Source organism: Calidifontibacillus erzurumensis (assembly GCF_013303125.1).
GTDB classification, from domain to species: domain Bacteria; phylum Bacillota; class Bacilli; order Bacillales; family Bacillaceae_J; genus Calidifontibacillus; species Calidifontibacillus erzurumensis.
In genome coordinates this window covers 46,300-64,904 of sequence record NZ_JABTTE010000012.1, presented here as the reverse complement: position 1 = coordinate 64,904, position 18,605 = coordinate 46,300, and the positions used below count along the sequence as shown (strand labels likewise).

Below are 18,605 nucleotides of genomic sequence, written 5' to 3'. Positions count from 1 at the left end.
AATGATGAGTACTCTATCCTTGAATGGGGATGCGCTGTTCATAAGATACGGTGTGGAAACAAATAAAAATGATGATGCTCTATCATTGAATGGGGATGCGCTGTACATGAGATCCAGTGCGGAACAAATCAAAATGATGAGTACTCTATCATTGAATGGAGATGCGCTGTTCATAATAAACAGTGCGGAAACAAATAAAAATGAAAAGCACGCAATCATTGAATGGAGTGTTCCGTTCATGAGATTCAGAGCCGAAAAAATAGAGGTTGAAATATAGAACATATTAAATAGGGCAGGGAATTATAGAAATGCGATACCCTATATTGAATGTTGTTCCTTGGTTTTAGAAGTTCGACTGAATAAGGTAACCAGAAAAGGATCCTAGATAAAAGGTCTAAAAACATTCATGGGGTTAACGATCGCAACCCAGAATGAAAATAATTTCAAATGAGCTTTCATCGAAAACATTCATGAACTTTTGTTTTAAAAATTTTCACGCCTTTTTTCGCATAAAAAAAGAAAGCAAAACCTCTAGTACATCGAATTTTTCTTACAAGCGGTTTGTTAGATTCCAAAAAAAAAATCCGACTGCATGTATTTTTGCCCAACAACCCAAAATGAAAAGAAACCTAAAAACTTAGTGTATCTGTTTTTAGAAAACCAGTCATTTTTAAACTCCATAAACAAAGCTACTCCACCGTCTGGTGTTGTTCACATATTTTAAATAGAGTATTACGCAAATGGAGAATGAAACTTGTTGATTTTCCATATCTATTATAAGGGGCTGAAACGACTTAGCTGAATTGATGTTGTCCAGGTATTAAAGCCCTCTGGAAAGTAGTAAATGAATAGTTTTGCAATGGACAAAGCTGAGAATTCCTACGTTTCTTCTGTTCTTATTTTTATAAAACTTCTATTTTTAATAACTATTTCCCAGGTATTAATAGCTCTTCTTCTTGAGGGAAGGTCCTACAAGCTGTAAAAAACTAGAAAACCATCAATCCTATTTCTCTTCTGAATTTGCCGCTACAATCATCTGACAAAAACTGAAAACCACTCGCAAACAGACAAAAAATAAAGAAAATTCTAGAAAAAATATGATAAAAATTAATATATTGAAATAATAATATCTATCTCTTTCTTTCGATTGGCAAAGAATTACTGTGACAAAAATCACTTGATAAGAAAAATATAAGAAAATTTGTCAATTGTTCCAAAAATGTTTTACCACATTTTTTTGCGATATTTTTGAACGTTTGTCGACACCTAATTGGTGATTTGCTATAATAAGGTCGGCATTAAAAATTCGAAAATCCGATTTGGGGGGGATGGTATGGACAGTTTACTGCTGTACCAAAACAATTATTTAATTGTTGTTGTTTTTTTATTGTTGGGGATTATTTTACCAGTTGGTGCGCTGACGTTAGGTAGATTCCTTCGTCCTTACAACCCGATTGATGAAAAGCGTACAACATATGAAAGCGGTCTTGACCCTTTCCATGATTCAAGGGTCCAATTTAATGTCCGTTACTATATTTTTGCGTTAATGTTTGTAATTTTTGACGTAGAAACTGTCTTCTTATATCCTTGGGCAGTTGCGTATGATAAACTTGGCATTTTTGCACTAATTGAAATGTTGATTTTCGTTGTTATGCTTATCATTGGTCTAGTATACGCATGGAAGAAGAAGGTGTTAAAGTGGACTTAATATTGCAAGATATTACACCGGAAGAACAAGAAGAATTAAATCGCAATGTGTTTTTAACAACTGTAGAACAAATTAAAGCATGGGCTCGCAGAGGCTCTATTTGGCCAATGACCTTCGGGCTTGCTTGTTGTGCCATTGAAATGATGGCGGCAGGTGGAGCACACTTTGATATATCCCGTTTTGGGAAGGAGGTTTTCCGTGCATCACCTCGTCATGCAGACTGTATGATCGTTGCCGGAACTGTTACAAAGAAAATGGCACCAATTGTGCGTCGTCTTTACGATCAAATGCCAGAACCAAAATGGGTTATTGCCATGGGTGTCTGTGCAACAGCCGGCGGTCCATATGTAAAATCCTACTCCGTTGTTAAAGGGGTAGACCAAATTGTTCCTGTAGATGTTTATATTCCAGGCTGCCCACCAAATCCGGCTGCCTTAATTTATGGGTTGCATAAATTAGAAGAAAAAATCCGCCTAGAAGCAAAGATTGGGAAGCGGGTGATTGAATAGATGAGCGATAAAGATTTAGAACAATTAAAGAAGGAAGCAGCTGAACGGGCAAAAGCTGCTGCATTGCGCAAAATGCAAGAATTGCAAAAAAAACAAGGAGCAGTTTCAAACGAAGGTGCTGATGCAAACGAAGCAAGTTCAGCTCAAGTAACAGCTAATGAAGCTCCTGAAACAACTGCAAGTTCTGATGCAGCCAATGCGGAAGATTTAAAAGATGCAAAAGCGAAAGCAGCCGCAGCCGCAAAAGCAAAAGCAGCTGCTCTAGCAAAGGCAAAAGCCGCTCAATCTGAAGGGGAAAAAGCAGAATCAGAAGGAGAAGACGATAAAGCGAAGGCACTAGCAGATGCGAAGGCGAAAGCAGCCGCGGCCGCGAAAGCAAAAGCAGCAGCCCTTGCGAAGGCAAAAGCCGCTCAGTCTGAAGGGGAAAAAGCAGAATCAGAAGGAGAAGACGATAAGGCTAAAGCACTAGCTGCTGCGAAAGCGAAAGCCGCTGCAGCCGCGAAAGCAAAAGCTGCCGCTGCTGCAAAAGCGAAAGCTGCTGCAGGACAAGCAACTGAAGCAGAAGGTGATGACGCGAAAGCAAAAGCAATCGCCGCTGCCAAAGCAAAAGCCGCTGCGGCTGCGAAGGCAAAAGCAGCTGCTGCAGGAAAAACAGCTGGAGCAGACGGCGATGACGCAAAAGCGAAAGCAATTGCCGCTGCCAAAGCAAAAGCAGCAGCCCTTGCAAAAGCGAAAGCCGGTGGTGGTGCTGCAGATGCAGGTGCTGAAAGTGCAGAAGCTCCATCTCCAAATCAACCTTATTTAGATAAGTATATGAAAGTGATTAAAGACCATCTTGGGGAAGATGTCCTTGAAGATGCGTATATCAATAGACTTTCAAAAGATGTTCCAACACTTGTAGCAAAGCCGGAAACTTATTATAAAATCGCTGAATTCCTAAAATATAACGAACAGCTTGGCTTTGATTATTTATCAGAACATCATGGTACGGACTTTGTAACACATATGGAAGTTTACAACCATCTGTACTCTTATAAAAACCGTCAATCTGTCGCATTAAAAGTAAAAATCGACCGCGACAATCCGGAAATTGATTCACTAACGCCGCTTTGGGCAGGCGCTGACTGGCCGGAACGTGAATCATACGATTTGCTAGGCATTAAATATAAAAATCATCCAAACTTAAAACGAATCATGCTTGCAGACGATTGGGTCGGACACCCTCTTCGCAAAGATTACGAGCAGTATGATGTGGAGGTGTAGCAGATGGCTTATAAAACAGAAGAATTGCTACTCAACGTTGGCCCTCAGCATCCAAGTACACATGGTGTATTCCGGGTTGTTTTAAAACTTGATGGTGAAATCATTAAAGAAGCTACACCTGTGATCGGTTATTTGCATCGTGGTACGGAGAAGCTGGCGGAAAGCCTGCAATACACTCAAATCATTCCTTACACAGACCGGATGGACTATTTGTCTGCAATGACAAACAACTATACCGTTTGCCATACAGTTGAAACGATGATGGGAATCGAAGTACCTGAACGTGCTGAATATTTGCGTGTCATTGCTATGGAGCTTGGCCGCATTGCCAGCCACTTGATCGCGTTCGGTTCTTTCCTCATGGACATGGGTGCAACAAGTCCGTTCTTATATGCATTACGTGAACGGGAAATGATTTTGAATCTATTAAATGAATTGTCAGGTGCACGGATTACGTTTAACTATATGCGCGTTGGCGGTGTGAAATGGGATGCACCAGACGGCTGGATTGAAAAAGTAAAAGATTTTGTGCCATATATGCGTGAAAAAGCAAGAAGCTATCATGACCTTGTAACTGGAAATGAAATTTTCCTTACACGTGTAAAAGGCATCGGTGTGTATACGAAAGAAGAAGCAATCAATTATTCATTGAGCGGTCCAAACTTACGCTGTACAGGTGTAAAATGGGATTTGCGCAAAGATGAACCATATTCTGTATATGACCGTTTTGATTTTGATGTCCCTGTCGGCGAAAACGGCGATGTTTTTGACCGTTATTACTGCCGTATGAGAGAAGTCGAAGAATCTTTGAAAATAATTGAACAGGCTTGCGAACAAATTCCAAAATCAGGCGAGATCATGGCAAAAGTTCCAAAGATCATTAAAGCGCCTAAAGGTGAAGCGTTCACTCGTATCGAAGGTGCGCGCGGTGAAATTGGCTGCTATATATACAGCGATGGCAAAAAAGAGCCATATCGTATTAAATGGCGTCGCCCAAGCTTTTACAATCTGCAAATTTTCAAAAAGCTGATTGAAGGGCAAAACATTTCGGACATGGTGGCCATTCTAGGAAGTATTGATATCGTATTAGGGGAGGTAGACGGATAATGATCCAATCGCTTTTACATTCACCTCCAAGTCTCTTAAATTTTGGGATCTATTTTCTATTAGCAGCATTGTTGCTATTCGTTGTTATTCTAGCATTCGTTGCTTACTGTATTTTGGCAGAACGGAAAGTGCTCGCGTTCATGCAATCGCGGGTTGGTCCGAATAAACTCGGGGGGCGCTGGGGTTTACTACAAACAGTGGCGGACGTTCTCAAATTGTTAGTAAAGGAGGACATCATTCCAAAAGCTGTTGATAAACCGCTGTTTTTACTAGCGCCAGTTATTGCTTTTGTCCCATCTTTCATGGTTATTGCAACAATTCCTTTTACAGATAAATATCAGTTTGCAGACCTAAATGTTGGGGTTCTTTACTACATTGCTTTGTCCGGTATGTCCATCGTCGGTATTGTAATGGCTTCATGGGCATCAAACAACAAATATTCATTGCTAGGCGGTATGCGTGCTGGTGCGCAAATGATTTCTTATGAAATTCCGCTTGTTATGTCTATTTTAGGTGTCATCCTGTTTACAGGAAGCATGAACTTAAACGATATCGTGGCGGCACAAGAAAAATGGGCGTTCATTTTCTTGCAGCCAATCGGCTTTTTAGTGTTTTTTGCAGCTGCTAATGCTGAATTGGCACGGATTCCTTTCGACTTGCCAGAGACAGAATCTGAGCTTGTTGCAGGGTACCATACAGAGTATTCGGGTTTCCGTATGGCCTTTTTCATGTTAGCTGAATACGTTTATTTATTTGCAATGTCAGCGCTAATTACGGTATTGTTTTTGGGCGGTTGGAATCCAATTCCTGGATTAGGCTTTATTCCAGGGGCTGTTTGGTTTGCCCTCAAGTTTAGCTTAATCGTTTATATTTTCATTTGGTTCCGCGCAACATTCCCTCGTTTTAAAGCAGACACTTTGATGGAATTCGCGTGGAAAGTGCTCTTGCCAATTGCGTTAGCAAACTTATTCCTATCAGCTTTAATTAAGGAATTGTTTATGTAAAATCAATCCCAAACGTTTTGGAAGCAGATGAAGAACAAAAGAACTGTTTTTTGATGTTTCATAATGGAATTTCATCTGGTAAAACTAATTCCTATAGATTAAAAGGAATTACATATGTAATACAAATAACATAAGAAAAAACAGTCGGGCATAATCAAGAAAATTGGACACGGTAAAAATGCGGGACTTTATCGAAGTATTACATATGAAATGCACGAAAAGAAATTCTAGATTATTGTCATATCTATGACTAGTTGTCGGTTTGGGATAGATTCGAAGTCTCATCAATAATCTTTCGGCATTTGTTGAGCAGAGACTCAATAGAAATAGAACGTTTTGGTTTTGAAAAATTTTGTAAAATTAGTGTTCACCAAGAAAAGGGGTGGAAACATGAAAGGCTTAGTAAAAGGCTTAAAGTATACCCTGAAGGAATTAACGAAAAAGCCGGTTACATTTGATTATCCGAATGAGCCATTGGCTTTGCCTGATCGTTTTCGCGGGATCCAAAAATTTTATCCTGAAAAATGTATCGTTTGCAATCAATGTGCGGCGATCTGTCCGACAGATTGTATTAAATTGAGCGGGAAAAAACATCCGGATCCAAATAAAAAGGGGAAAATTATAGATACGTATACGATTAACTTTGAAATTTGCATTTTATGTGACTTATGTACGGAAGTATGTCCAACTGAAGCGATCATCATGACAAACAACTTTGAACTAGCAGAATATAGCCGTGATGATTTGTTCAAAGACTTGGACTATCTAAATGAAAACGATGAGAATATAAGAGAGGTGAATAAACCATGAGTGGAGAACTTTTTGCCTTTTTTGTCCTTGCCCTCATCGCGATTGCCGGCGGGGTGTTGATGTTAAATTTGACAAAGGTGGTCCACATGGTTGTCGCCTTGGTATTCACCTTCCTAGCTTTTGCAGGACTTTATGTAACATTGTCTGCAGAATTTGTTGCAATTGTCCAAGTATTGATCTATTCCGGTGCGATTACAATCATCATCTTATTCGGAATTATGCTCACTAAACATAATGACGAAGAAGTGAGAAAACCGCATTTTTGGAAAAGATTATTTGTAACCATTGGCATTATCGCTTTCTTCCTAGTGATGTATTTTTCAATTAATGATTTATCATTTGGCAGTCAAGCAACGACATTGCATGAAGACAATGCGGTCCAAATTGGTAAAGAAATGTATTCAAAATACATCATTCCTTTTGAATTGACGTCAGTATTATTACTAGTTGCGTTAATCGGTGCAATTATTTTATCAAAGAAAGATACCAAGGAGGGCGAAGCGAATGAGTAGTTTACCAATGTCAGTCTACCTTGTGCTTGCTCTCGTCATTTTCTGCATCGGCTTGTACGGTGCTCTTACGAAACGTAACACCGTGATCGTATTGATTTGTATTGAATTGATGTTGAACGCAGTAAACTTAAACCTTGTTACTTTTAGCAAGTATGGGGTAAATCCAAGTATCACAGGACAGATTTTTTCATTATTTACAATCACTGTTGCAGCGGCTGAAGTGGCAGTTGGACTTGCAATCTTAATTGCTTTATACCGCAACCGCAAGACAGTAAATATTGATGAAATAGATATGATGAAAAAATAGGAGAAAGTCTCACTACCTGTGGGTCTGGAAGGGGATTGTGATAAGATGATGGAAAATGCATGGCTCATACCATTGTTTCCACTTCTTTCTTTCGTACTTCTTCTTCTCTTTGGTCGAAGATTAAAAGAAAGCAGTAGCTACGTTGGTATGGTGGCAACGCTCGCTTCCCTCTTACTTTCGATCATGGTGCTAATCGAGCGGTTGCAAGGAGAAAATGTAAAGATAGAGGGAACATGGCTAACGATTGGAAATACGAATTTAACTGCTGGTTTTGAAGTCAACCAATTAAACGCATTAATGCTGTTTATCGTTTCCCTTGTAAGTTTCCTAGTACATATGTACTCAAGAGGATACATGCATGGCGATGAACGGATGCCAGTGTTTTATAGCTATCTAGGATTGTTTACATTTGCGATGTTATCATTAGTTATTTCACCAAACCTCTTGCAAGTGTACATTTTCTGGGAGCTTGTAGGTTTAGGTTCTTTCTTATTGATCGGTTATTACTTTTTTAACCCAGATGCAAGAGCAGCGGCGAAGAAAGCTTTTATCGTAACGCGTATTGGTGACGTTGGCTTTTTTATCGGGATGATTCTTTTATTCTGGCAAGTAGGAAGCTTTGAATATGATGAAATCTTCCATGCCGTTGAAACTGGAGCAATTTCTCCGGGAATGATTACTTTATCAGCGATTTTAATCTTCGTTGGTGCCGTTGGTAAATCAGGTCAATTCCCACTCCATACATGGTTGCCGGATGCGATGGAAGGTCCAACGCCGGTATCTGCGTTAATCCACGCCGCAACGATGGTTGCTGCAGGGGTTTATTTAGTGGCATCGCTATTCCCGCTATTCTCTGCGAGTGAAACGGCGATGACAACCGTTGCTGTTGTCGGTGGGATTACAGCTATTTTTGCTGCATCAATCGGCCTTGTGCAACGCGATATTAAACGTGTATTGGCATACTCAACCGTGAGCCAATTAGGATACATGATGCTTGCTTTGGGGGCAGCTGGTTATGTAGCCGGTGTCTTCCACTTAATGACACACGCATTTTTCAAAGCATTATTGTTCTTGGCAGCAGGTTCTGTCATCCATGCTGTGCATACACAAGACATTGAAGAAATGGGCGGCTTATGGAAAAAAATGAAGCTGACAGCGCCGTTATTCTTAATTGGTACCTTAGCAATCAGCGGTTTTCCATTCCTCTCAGGGTTCTTTAGTAAAGATGAAATTTTAATCGCAGCATATGCTGATGGCCGTTATGGTCTATTTTGGCTAGCAGTTGCAGCAGCATTCTTTACAGCGTTTTACATGTTCCGCTTATTCTTCCTAGTGTTTACAGGGGAAGCACGAGGAAAACAAGAACATGTTCATGAATCACCAGGTGTCATGACATTTCCAATGATCGTTCTTGGTATTTTAGCAGTCGTATCTGGTTATGTGAACACACCATGGTTCGGTACGTTTTTGGGGGATTGGCTAACAGAAGGTTCACACGCATTAGGACATGGTCATATTGAAGGTCCGGCTTGGATCATGTTTGTGGCAACAGGGGTTTCATTAGCTGGTATCGTATTAGCTTGGTTTATGTACGGAAGCAAGCTTTTATCCCGCGACTGGCTCGTCAAACCATTCCCAATGTGGTATAAGGTTTTATTCAACAAATATTATGTTGATGAAATCTATCATGTTCTTGCTGTTCTAGGTTCACGGACGATCGCTTACTTCTTGCAAGTATTTGATACTTACATCGTGGGCGGTCTTGTCAAAGGAACAGCACTACTTGCGCAAGGAATTGGACGTGCGGGTGCAAGACTTCAAGATGGCCAAATTCAAACTTATGGAACGGTGGCCTTCTTCGGTATTGCAGTTCTAGTCGTGATTATTGCTTTAACAGGGGGGTATTTCGGATGAGTATCGGTCTCCTTTCACTATTAGTTTTCTCTCCCCTGCTCGGGATCATTGTGTTAGCATTTATGCAAAAAACAAATGAAAAAGCAATTAAAACGGTTGGATTTTTGGCAACTTTAGTGCCATTGTTGCTTTCTTTCATTGCTTATAGCAAGTTTGATTTTAATAATAAAAGTATTCAATTGGCTGAAAAAGTCGACTGGATTTCTTTTAACTTAAGCGGAGACTTCCCATTTGTCGTCAATTATGAATTAGGGTTAACGGGTCTTTCGCTTGTATTAATTCTATTAACAACTGTTGTGGCAACACTCGCAGCTGTTGCGTCCATTTATATTAAAAGCGAATGGAAAGGCTTTTTCATGCTGTTCTTACTCCTTGAATTAGGGATGCTAGGCGTGTTTGCCGCACAAAATACTGTATTGTTCTTCATTTTCTTTGAAATTACATTAATCCCAACCTTCTTTCTTGTAGGAAAATGGGGTTATGAAGAACGCGTTCGTGCAGCTTATAATTTCTTGCTCTATAACGGATTTGGTTCTGCGATTTTATTAATCGTCTTTGCATTGTTGTTTGCAAAAACAGGCACAGCCAATATTGAAGAGTTAAAAACCATTATGGCTGCAGACCAAAATGCTCTTTCAACCATTGGCATTACGCCAGAATTTAAAATGGGTATTTTGATTGCGTTGTTAGTTGCGTTCGGAGTTAAGTTGCCGATTTTTCCATTGCATACTTGGATGCTCCGCGTTCACGCGCAAGCGCCTATTGCAACGGTAATGATTCACTCAGGAATCTTACTTAAAATCGGTGCTTACGGTTTAATTACGTTTGGTTTCAATTTATTCCCGGCTGAATTTGAGCGTTTAGCTGTGCTTATTGCTGTATTAGGTGTAATTAACCTACTATACGGTGCTTTCTTAGCATTGATTCAAAAAGATTTCAAAATGGTGCTAGCTTATTCAAGTATTTCGCACATGGGAGTTGTCTTAATTGGATTAGGCGCTATGAACGTGGAAGGTGTTCAAGGTGCAATTTTCCAAGTCATCTCTCACGGTTTAATTTCGGCGTTGTTGTTCTTCATCGTTGGAATTATGTATGAGCGCACTGGTACGACAACAATCGATGCGCTTGGCGGTTTGGCAAAAGTAATGCCTCTAGCTTCCGGCTTCTTCCTTGCTGGAGCCATGGCATCGCTCGGTCTACCTGGCATGTCAGGTTTCGTAAGTGAGTTTATGGCTTTCTTAGGATTGTTTAAATCAATGCCGGTTGTCGCCGCTGTTGGTTGCTTGGGGATTATTTTAACAGCTGCTTACTTGTTACGTGCAGTTTTAAATATTACATTTGGTCCTACAAGCACACGATTTACAGGTGTGAAAGACATTAGCTCTGTTGAGTATTTACCAGTTGTTGTTTTATTAGCGTTTATTATTTTGATTGGCGTATATCCAAATGTATTGACTAGCGCCATTGCTGTGACGATAGAAACTATAACTGTAGGGATAGGGGGGTAAGCTGAATGGATCTTGAAACATTGTTAAGCTTTAAATGGGGGCTTATGGCTCCGGAATTCGTGATTCTTGGCACAGCTACCCTGTTATCGCTCATCGATTTGTTTATGGATTCTTCGAAAAAACGCAATGTGCTTGGCTGGCTCGGCATTGCCGGAATCATCATTGCATTGGCGTTTTTAGTCGGTCAAATTGGCGAAGAACCAGCTGAAATTTTATTTGGCACCTATGTATTTGATCCGTTTTCTTTAGCATTTAAATTTATTTTCTTAGTTGGTACTGCATTTGTATTATTGATGGGTATCAATTATGAGCCGAAGGAAGGCTTGAAAGAATATCGCGGTGAATTCTTCTACTTGATTTTGACTGCGCTGCTTGGCGCAATGTTCATGGCTTCAAGTGCCGATTTAATTACGTTGTTCATTGGCCTTGAACTGTTATCAATTTCTTCATATATTTTAGCGGGCTTGCGCAAAAGAAACTTGCAGTCAAATGAAGCTGCGATGAAATATATTGTGAACGGTTCTATTTCAACAGCCTTTATTTTGTTCGGTTTCAGCTATATTTACGGATTGACTGGTTCAACCAATATTTTTGAAATTGGCATGCGCACAGCGAATCTTCAAGGCGATTTGCTGAATTTAATCGGATTAGCATTTATTATTACGTTCGTTGGTTTGTCGTTTAAAATTGCAACAGTACCATATCATATGTGGGCACCAGATGTATACCAAGGTTCGCCTACACCGGTGACAGCGTTCTTAAGTGTTGTATCAAAAACTGCGGGATTCGTGATTATCATCCGCTTCTTCCTGACAGCTTTCAACAGCACACCAGGACTTGCTGAAGGGGATTATAACTTAATTTGGTCCGTTAAACCGCTAATTGCAGTAATAGCTGCAATTACAATGATTGTCGGTAATACAATTGCATTACGTCAGAAAAATATTAAGCGTCTGTTCGCTTATTCAAGTATTGCTCATGCGGGCTATTTACTTGTACCATTTATTTCTTTGTCACCGCTATGGTTAGAAGGAATCTGGTTCTATTTGGTTGCTTACTTGCTAATGAACTTAGGTATGTTTGCGATCTTGCAAGTAGTTACAGAGAAAATGGAAAGCGAAGAAATTTCAAGCTTTGCAGGTCTATATAAACGGGCACCAATTGTTGCTGTTATGATGGCGATCTTCCTACTATCATTGGCAGGAATCCCAGGTACAGCTGGTTTCATCGGTAAGTTGAACATCTTTATTGGTGCGTTGGGTCCAATTACAGTAATGGGACCATTCCCAAGCCATATCATCCTTGTTAGCATTATGATGGCAACTACAGTTGTTTCGTATTTCTACTACTTTGGCGTTATGAAACAAATGTTCATGAAAGCCCCAGTAGATGCGAACGAACCAATGAAAATCCAACTACCAAGTGGTGTTATGATCGTTGTTGGTTTATGCGCAATCGGAACAATTGTCTTCGGGGTTGCACCAAACTTAGCGTTAGACTTCTTCTATAACTTGCTTGGATTGTAAACATTTGGTGGATATTAATATGGTGCTTTGATCGGATAGAGCTTCGAACAAGAACTTCCGGCTTTTTCAGGTTGGAAAGGGTGACGGTGGAAAGCCCGGGCAGCAATTAGAAAAAGATAGCTTTGAAGTTTAGATGGGATGTTCGTAATAGGCAAACGAATATCTACTATGTAACGTTGTGCAGGGGACGATAAGAGATCCCGTTCCCCGCACCATTTCGAAGAACAAGCAAACCTGCAAAAAGCACCACATTATGTAGGAATACATGAATCATATATAATAAAGAAGAGACTCGCATCCCGAGTCTCTTCTTTTTATCTATGGTGCGTCTGCATTGCGGTGCCAGACCCCTCTGGCGTACCGTCTGTGGCACCGTCTGCGGTACTATCTGGGGGTGGGTGTCAGACCCCTCTGATGTACCGTCTGTGGCACCGTCTGCGGTATCATCTGGGTGTAGGTGTCAGACCCCTCTGGCGTACCGTCTGTGGCACTGTCTGCGGCACTATCTGGGGGTGGGTGTCAGACCCCTCTGGCGTACCGTCTGTGGCACCGTCTGCGGCACTATCTGGGTGTAGGTGCCAGACCCCTCTGATGTACCGTCTGTGGCACCGTCTGCGGTACTATCTGGGGGTGGGTGTCAGACCCCTCTGATGTACCGTCTGTGGCACCGTCTGCGGTACCAACTGGGTGTAGGTGTCAGACCCCTCTGGAGTACCGTCTCCGGCACCGTCTGCGGCACCATCTGGGTGTAGGTGTCAGACCCCTCTGGCGTACCGTCTGTGGCACCGTCTGTTGTTGTCGTTTTTTGTATTTTCCGGGAAATAATTGACGGGAGGTGTTTACTGTGTTTGATAATTTTGGGCAGTTGTCTTTAGTTAGTATTCTTGTGCATTTGCTTTTTTTCGCAGTTACGTGGTGGACTTTAATGGGTGTACGGATTGATTTATTGATCAAGTCAGGGAAAACAGGGCACGCCAAAGTGTTAATGATTTTATTAACTATAGCGATTGGGTCGTCGGTTAGCAATTTCTTTTTAAATTATTTAGTATGGGCACAGCAGCTAAAGTATTTATTTCAATAATGGACAAAGAAGGAATATTAATTAATTAATTAAGATTATTTCCTGGTCATTTGAGCACACCTAGACATACACAGATTCAAAATCATCATGAAATGGATGATTAGCACAGATAGACCAAAAACAAACATAAACATGATTAAAAAATTAAATCATTTCCTAGGTAAGAAAACCCTAGTTCCAAATACACTTGAAAATTTCCGGTCATATCAATTGTTCCGGAAATTTTTTTGCATCAGAACCTAACAAATAGAAAAAGAACCTGTTTTGCAATATTCTCTCTAAAATTTTTTTATTAATCTATCCACGAATTCATAAATCATCCATACCAAAATTTACATCGTTTATTTTTCGCAAAACAAAAACAATCTATAAATGCTGTTCCCTTTCCTACCACCAAAAACCGTGTTCATTTGAGAAGGGTATCAGGATAAAAAAATTCTTTGTTTAACTATACAACCCCGACGAAGCCCAAATTGTTCAAAGGTGCTATATATCGAAAAGTGATTTTATCAATTTGTATGTAACAACTAATCCTGATTTGTTCATCGATGCTGTTACTTTTTATTTTCACTTGAACAATGCTCAATTTGATCACGAGTACTGTCATATTTGGAAAGTCGTAGATACTCTTTAACCGTCTTTCACGGGTTCCCCAAGCCCCTTTTAAATTTTGAAATTCTGGTGGCATTAGTTGTTTTATTCCTAGTACCACGAAACGTATACTGTAGATTTAGAGATGTTAAAAAAAACCAATAAGCTTAATTCAAATGCATCAATTATGTAATCATTATTGGAAAATCTTGTTCCGTCAACAAACCCACCAAGCCAAATACAAATACACCCCACCCAGTCACTTTTTTCCCTTTACTACCACCAACCCGTCCGCATCTTTAAACGATCCGTTTTCCACTAAAACTAAATGAACATAACTCTCTTGTTGTCGAGAACTGGCGACTTATTCCACGTATGTAATTGTCCTTTATGGCAAAACTGTTAATAAAAATAAAGAAGTTCGTAGGTGGCAAAAAACTAAAAAAAGAAAGGGTACCTCAAACAAAGAAGCCCAAAAATAGAAAGAAACTAAACAAACGAGCCATCCGAACATGCAGAGAAACAGGGGAGACGGAGAAAAAATGATAAGACAAATTTTTATTCTATTGCCATTGATCATCGTTTTATTTTTTCAACAGTATAGTTACGGAAACAGCGAGGGAATCGGTTCTTCGGCGAACTCCGCGGAACAATTAATAGAAATGATTCAAGTCATGCAAAAGCACAACATTGATGTTCAAAAATGGTCTATTTATGCACGAGACGATCAACAAACATATTCCTCAATGAAGCAGTACAAAAAAAGCCTACAAGATCTGAAAGAAGAAAACTCAGATTTTACATGGACTCATACAAAGGAAAAAGACATATATAAAACAATTGGCGTCAAGACAACATCTGACAAAGATGGTTTCATGATACAAGAACAAATTATTTTTGTCGCCTACCCCCATAAAAATTTTTTACAATCGTATCTTATATATACGGCCGAAGGAGAGACTGGGGATTTAAAATTAATAAGAAAAAATTTGCCTGCCTTCCAAGAGAAAATAGGTACAATGTTCGACAAAAAGACACAAATTTTCACTTGTGTAAACGGTGAGAACGGTGATATTATGGAAGGTGTTTTGTATAATAAAGCCCTTGAAATTCTGGAGGATTTTTCCGCACAGTCAATTGAAGAAATTCAAGAAGGGGCATTTGTCTCTATATCTGCATATACTGAACATTGGAAGAACAGCATCCCGACGAAAAATAAGGAAATGAATATACAAATTTCATTACGGAAATTACGATTGGGCGACACAACAACTGTCACAATTGGCACCCCAATCATTACATCTGAATATTAATATATAGATAATGGACGCGGAGGGGAATACCTTGGATAAAATCATTGTCCGTGGTGGTAGGCGGTTAACAGGCACGGTAAAAGTTGAAGGTGCTAAAAATGCTGTACTGCCTGTCATCGCAGCAAGTCTACTCGCTAGTGAAGGAAAAAGCACCATTTATGATGTCCCTTCTCTTGCAGATGTTTATACGATTAATGAGGTTTTACGTTTATTAAACGCAGAGGTTGCGTTTAAAAATAATATGATTGAAGTGGACGCTACAAAACCGTTAAAAACGGAAGCACCATTCGAATATGTCCGCAAAATGCGCGCCTCTGTGCTGGTTATGGGACCGTTATTGGCCCGGGTGGGTCATGCACGTGTTGCTTTACCTGGTGGATGTGCAATTGGTTCCCGTCCTATTGACCAACATTTAAAAGGTTTCGAAGCAATGGGCGCAACTGTTCAAGTAGGAAACGGTTTTCTTGAAGCAAAAGTGAACGGCCGATTGCGCGGTACGAAAATATATTTGGATTTTCCAAGCGTTGGAGCGACGGAAAATATTATGATGGCGGCAGTTCTTGCCGAAGGTACAACGATTATTGAAAATGCAGCGAAAGAGCCTGAAATCGTTGATTTAGCGAACTTTTTAAATGCGATGGGTGCCAAGGTAAGAGGCGCCGGCACTGGAACGATAAAAATTGAAGGCGTAAACAAAATGAGAGGTGCCAGTCATTGCGTCATCCCCGATCGAATTGAGGCTGGAACATTCTTGATTGCAGCGGCGATCACCCAAGGTGATGTAATTGTTAAGGGTGCTGTTCCTGAACACTTGTCAGCATTAATTGCAAAAATGGAAGAAATGGGCGTTCGTTTTGAGGAAAAAGAGGATGGCATCCGCGTGATCGGACCAGAAAAACTTAAAGCTGTGGATATAAAAACAATGCCATATCCGGGTTTCCCGACAGATATGCAGTCACAAATGATGCCATTGCTTTTAAAAGCAGAAGGAACGAGCGTAATTACAGAAACAGTTTTTGAAAATCGTTTCATGCATGTTGAAGAATTTCGCCGCATGAATTGCGATATTAAAATTGAAGGGCGTTCAGCCATTATCACAGGCCCTGCTAATCTGCAAGGAGCGGAAGTAGCTGCAACTGACCTTCGTGCAGCAGCAGCGTTAATTATCGCAGGTCTTGTGGCAGAAGGCTATACCCGTGTTGTTGAACTTCATCATCTTGACCGTGGCTATTACAATTTTACCGAGAAATTAGCAAGCCTTGGTGCTGATATTGAACGGATTAACGAAGACACGATCAAAAAAGCTGCGGACATTGCTAATGTGCAATCCAATTTGGCATAGCAACTGTATAAGTATTAAGATAAGGATAGATGAACAAATCTATCCTTTTTAAATTAATATAAAATGACGAATGTTTGATCAGTTAATTGAATCGTCGCTTTTAAAAAATTTATTCTCTACTTTCATACGTGATACCTTCTATTCTGCATATTTATTTAATCTTCCTTTTGTTCAACTTCAGGAGCAACCTCTGCAAAAACATTTAAGCCTTTAAAGTCCTTTATGTTTTCCATAATTATATGTGCTGGTTTTAAGCTACATGCATGAGCTGCGATATAAGCATCCGTAAAATCAATGCTTTTTCTCACAAAGTTATTTTGATCTTCCTTATAACAGGTTTTTCTTCACAGTAAATCCCAGGTAAATGAATAATTAAAGTGTTTCCCATTAATACAAATACATATTCGTTTATCACTATAGGTGATATTTTAAGTACTATATTTCCCTTCATTGCCTCTTTCACAAGAGCTTTTACTATTGGTGTTAACTCTGCTCATGAAACATTTCGCTGGATCTCTTTCAAAAAATTCGTATGAATATATATTACGGAATTGCAATCACCATAAAAAAGGTCCTTCAATAAATTCGTATGAAACCCCTGATAAAATATAAACAACCACTTTTTACGAAATTATGAAATGACAGTTCTTTTTGCAAAAAAGTTCTATTTGCTTGTCCATCCCCATAGGTTATTTATATAGCACTAACAACAATGGAGGATGAGACAATGTCACGAATCAAACCACTAGCTATTCTCGGAGCCGTACTTTTTGCAATTATTTTACTTATTCCAACCTTCTTAGTTTTACCCTTTACACATGAAAAACATGCACGGGAAGTAAGCAAAACAGACGCGGCCTTAGGGTCAGTTACAGTCGAGAACGGACAGGTTGAAGAACCAGCAATTGAAGTCGCTGTCTATAGAACGAAGACGAAAAAAATTGCAAAAATTCCTTTAGAAGAATATGTAAAAGGCGTTGTTGCTTCAGAAATGCCAGCAGAGTTTGAAATAGAAGCATTAAAAGCCCAAGCTTTAACAGCCCGTACGTATATTGTCAAACAATTATTAGAAGGAGAACCAGTGGGTGCCCCTAAAGGCGCTGTTGTAACGGATACCGTTATACACCAAGTTTATAAAAGCCCAGAAGAACTGAAAGCTGCTTGGGGAGCAGCTAATTATGATTGGAAAATGGCCCGCATTAACGAAGCCGTCGAAGCAACAAGAGGGCAAATTATTACTTATAATAATGAACCGATTACCGCTTCATTTTTTTCAACAAGCAACGGCTATACCGAAAATTCAGAGGACTACTGGAAAAATTCTTTTCCATATTTACGTAGCGTCGAAAGCCCTTGGGATCAAGCATCTCCAAAATTCATAAACAAAGTGACCATACCGATTGCCGAATTTGAAAAAAAACTTGGGGTGAAAGTGACCTCTGATAAAATTGGAGAAATTGTAGCTCGTACAGCAGGAAACCGAGTGGCTAAGGTGAAAATTAATGACAAAACATTTGATGGCCGTGAAATCCGTGAAAAACTTAATTTGTACTCAAGTGATTTTACGTGGAAAAAACAAGGCGATTACGTTGTCATTACGACAAAAGGGTATGGCCATGGTGTCGGTATGAGCCAATACGGTGCCAATGGTATGGCTGCTGAAGGAAAAACAGTCAAGGAAATCATTGCCCATTATTATCAAGGAACAGAAATTTCTAGCATTGAACCGTTCTTAAATGACGTCATCGTCGCTCAAAAATAGATTATGACCAAAACAAGGCAAGAGAGAATATCGACTTTAACAAAAAAGAGGCAGAACTTCACTTTTAGACGGATGAAAAAGTTCAAACCCCAAGAGTATTCTTGGGGTTGTTTCATTGTCGAATTTTCCTTGTGCAAAATGAGGAGAGCCTTGTACTCAAAACGGGAGATCGTTGACTCCCATTAATAGAATATAAGAAGAGATATCATCCCTCAAAACATTATTACCTTGCCTAAAATAACCCGTTTTCCATTAAATCCAAGTGAAGGCACATGTCTCAAAAAGCATTATCAATTTCTTTGAAATACAAGTAGATGCAAATTGTCATTTAAACAAATTATCTGATTG

17 protein-coding genes are annotated in these 18,605 nt (G+C 39.7%); 16 read left to right on the top strand and 1 reads right to left on the bottom strand.

Annotation, left to right across the window (positions count from 1 at the left end):
- Nucleotides 1–4: 4 nt before the first annotated feature.
- The 15 genes from HR057_RS09960 (at nt 5) to murA (ending at nt 16,495) form a co-directional block, all read left to right on the top strand.
- Nucleotides 5–277: a hypothetical protein gene (locus HR057_RS09960; RefSeq protein ID WP_173731282.1), complete on the top strand. Its 273-nt coding sequence runs from the start codon at nt 5–7 to the stop codon at nt 275–277.
- Nucleotides 278–1,333: 1,056 nt separating this feature from the next.
- A complete protein-coding gene (locus HR057_RS09955) occupies nt 1,334–1,708 on the top strand; it encodes an NADH-quinone oxidoreductase subunit A (protein WP_173731281.1) in 375 nt (124 codons plus the stop codon).
- Nucleotides 1,699–2,217, top strand: a complete 519-nt coding sequence (locus HR057_RS09950) for a NuoB/complex I 20 kDa subunit family protein (RefSeq protein ID WP_407926123.1) — start codon at nt 1,699–1,701, stop codon at nt 2,215–2,217. The genes HR057_RS09955 and HR057_RS09950 overlap by 10 nt, the downstream gene beginning before the upstream one ends.
- Nucleotides 2,218–3,480, top strand: coding sequence for an NADH-quinone oxidoreductase subunit C (locus HR057_RS09945; protein ID WP_173731279.1), 1,263 nt, complete (start codon nt 2,218–2,220; stop codon nt 3,478–3,480).
- Between the two features lie 3 nt (nt 3,481–3,483).
- Nucleotides 3,484–4,587 (top strand): NADH-quinone oxidoreductase subunit D, encoded by a 1,104-nt coding sequence (locus HR057_RS09940; RefSeq protein WP_173731278.1) that lies wholly within the window; start codon nt 3,484–3,486, stop codon nt 4,585–4,587.
- Complete coding sequence (gene nuoH / locus HR057_RS09935) at nt 4,587–5,591, top strand: NADH-quinone oxidoreductase subunit NuoH (protein WP_173731277.1); 1,005 nt, start codon at nt 4,587–4,589, stop codon at nt 5,589–5,591. The genes HR057_RS09940 and nuoH overlap by 1 nt, the downstream gene beginning before the upstream one ends.
- A 390-nt stretch (nt 5,592–5,981) precedes the next feature.
- Nucleotides 5,982–6,401 carry an NADH-quinone oxidoreductase subunit NuoI gene (gene nuoI / locus HR057_RS09930; protein ID WP_173731276.1) on the top strand — a complete coding sequence of 140 codons (420 nt, stop codon included), beginning with the start codon at nt 5,982–5,984 and terminating at the stop codon, nt 6,399–6,401.
- The gene (locus HR057_RS09925) at nt 6,398–6,913 is read left to right on the top strand and encodes an NADH-quinone oxidoreductase subunit J (protein ID WP_173731275.1); all 516 of its coding nucleotides are present in this window, start codon (nt 6,398–6,400) and stop codon (nt 6,911–6,913) included. Before nuoI ends, HR057_RS09925 begins: the two co-directional genes overlap by 4 nt.
- On the top strand, nt 6,906–7,220 hold the full coding sequence (gene nuoK, locus HR057_RS09920; protein WP_173731274.1) for an NADH-quinone oxidoreductase subunit NuoK: 315 nt from the start codon (nt 6,906–6,908) through the stop codon (nt 7,218–7,220). Before HR057_RS09925 ends, nuoK begins: the two co-directional genes overlap by 8 nt.
- Before the next feature lie 45 nt (nt 7,221–7,265).
- Nucleotides 7,266–9,134 carry an NADH-quinone oxidoreductase subunit L gene (gene nuoL / locus HR057_RS09915; protein ID WP_173731273.1) on the top strand — a complete coding sequence of 623 codons (1,869 nt, stop codon included), beginning with the start codon at nt 7,266–7,268 and terminating at the stop codon, nt 9,132–9,134.
- The gene (locus tag HR057_RS09910) at nt 9,131–10,642 is read left to right on the top strand and encodes a complex I subunit 4 family protein (RefSeq protein WP_173731272.1); all 1,512 of its coding nucleotides are present in this window, start codon (nt 9,131–9,133) and stop codon (nt 10,640–10,642) included. The genes nuoL and HR057_RS09910 overlap by 4 nt, the downstream gene beginning before the upstream one ends.
- A 5-nt stretch (nt 10,643–10,647) precedes the next feature.
- Nucleotides 10,648–12,168, top strand: a complete 1,521-nt coding sequence (gene nuoN / locus HR057_RS09905) for an NADH-quinone oxidoreductase subunit NuoN (protein WP_173731271.1) — start codon at nt 10,648–10,650, stop codon at nt 12,166–12,168.
- 844 nt (nt 12,169–13,012) lie between these two features.
- Entirely contained in the window at nt 13,013–13,249 is a 237-nt protein-coding gene (locus HR057_RS09900) for a DUF1146 family protein (protein ID WP_173731270.1), read from the top strand.
- 1,133 nt (nt 13,250–14,382) lie between these two features.
- Nucleotides 14,383–15,153, top strand: coding sequence for a YwmB family TATA-box binding protein (locus tag HR057_RS09895; RefSeq protein ID WP_173731269.1), 771 nt, complete (start codon nt 14,383–14,385; stop codon nt 15,151–15,153).
- A gap of 31 nt (nt 15,154–15,184) precedes the next feature.
- On the top strand, nt 15,185–16,495 hold the full coding sequence (gene murA / locus HR057_RS09890; RefSeq protein WP_173731268.1) for a UDP-N-acetylglucosamine 1-carboxyvinyltransferase: 1,311 nt from the start codon (nt 15,185–15,187) through the stop codon (nt 16,493–16,495).
- Between the two features lie 155 nt (nt 16,496–16,650).
- Here murA and HR057_RS09885 read toward each other — a convergent pair whose 3' ends face one another.
- A complete protein-coding gene (locus HR057_RS09885) occupies nt 16,651–16,803 on the bottom strand; it encodes a hypothetical protein (RefSeq protein ID WP_173731267.1) in 153 nt (50 codons plus the stop codon).
- A gap of 419 nt (nt 16,804–17,222) precedes the next feature.
- Here HR057_RS09885 and spoIID point away from each other — a divergent pair, with 419 nt between their 5' ends.
- Nucleotides 17,223–18,257 carry a stage II sporulation protein D gene (gene spoIID / locus HR057_RS09880; RefSeq protein ID WP_173731266.1) on the top strand — a complete coding sequence of 345 codons (1,035 nt, stop codon included), beginning with the start codon at nt 17,223–17,225 and terminating at the stop codon, nt 18,255–18,257.
- The last annotated feature ends 348 nt before the right edge of the window (nt 18,258–18,605 follow it).

What these genes read in the sequence shown, in the direction of transcription:
- HR057_RS09910 (WP_173731272.1), top strand. Translation starts at nt 9,131, where the DNA reads ATGAGTATCGGTCTCCTTTCACTATTAGTTTTCTCTCCCCTGCTCGGG.
- nuoH (WP_173731277.1), top strand. Translation starts at nt 4,587, where the DNA reads ATGATCCAATCGCTTTTACATTCACCTCCAAGTCTCTTAAATTTTGGG.
- HR057_RS09955 (WP_173731281.1), top strand. Translation starts at nt 1,334, where the DNA reads ATGGACAGTTTACTGCTGTACCAAAACAATTATTTAATTGTTGTTGTT.
- nuoL (WP_173731273.1), top strand. Translation starts at nt 7,266, where the DNA reads ATGATGGAAAATGCATGGCTCATACCATTGTTTCCACTTCTTTCTTTC.
- HR057_RS09960 (WP_173731282.1), top strand. Translation starts at nt 5, where the DNA reads ATGAGTACTCTATCCTTGAATGGGGATGCGCTGTTCATAAGATACGGT.
- HR057_RS09895 (WP_173731269.1), top strand. Translation starts at nt 14,383, where the DNA reads ATGATAAGACAAATTTTTATTCTATTGCCATTGATCATCGTTTTATTT.
- HR057_RS09945 (WP_173731279.1), top strand. Translation starts at nt 2,218, where the DNA reads ATGAGCGATAAAGATTTAGAACAATTAAAGAAGGAAGCAGCTGAACGG.
- nuoN (WP_173731271.1), top strand. Translation starts at nt 10,648, where the DNA reads ATGGATCTTGAAACATTGTTAAGCTTTAAATGGGGGCTTATGGCTCCG.
- HR057_RS09925 (WP_173731275.1), top strand. Translation starts at nt 6,398, where the DNA reads ATGAGTGGAGAACTTTTTGCCTTTTTTGTCCTTGCCCTCATCGCGATT.
- nuoI (WP_173731276.1), top strand. Translation starts at nt 5,982, where the DNA reads ATGAAAGGCTTAGTAAAAGGCTTAAAGTATACCCTGAAGGAATTAACG.
- nuoK (WP_173731274.1), top strand. Translation starts at nt 6,906, where the DNA reads ATGAGTAGTTTACCAATGTCAGTCTACCTTGTGCTTGCTCTCGTCATT.
- HR057_RS09940 (WP_173731278.1), top strand. Translation starts at nt 3,484, where the DNA reads ATGGCTTATAAAACAGAAGAATTGCTACTCAACGTTGGCCCTCAGCAT.
- spoIID (WP_173731266.1), top strand. Translation starts at nt 17,223, where the DNA reads ATGTCACGAATCAAACCACTAGCTATTCTCGGAGCCGTACTTTTTGCA.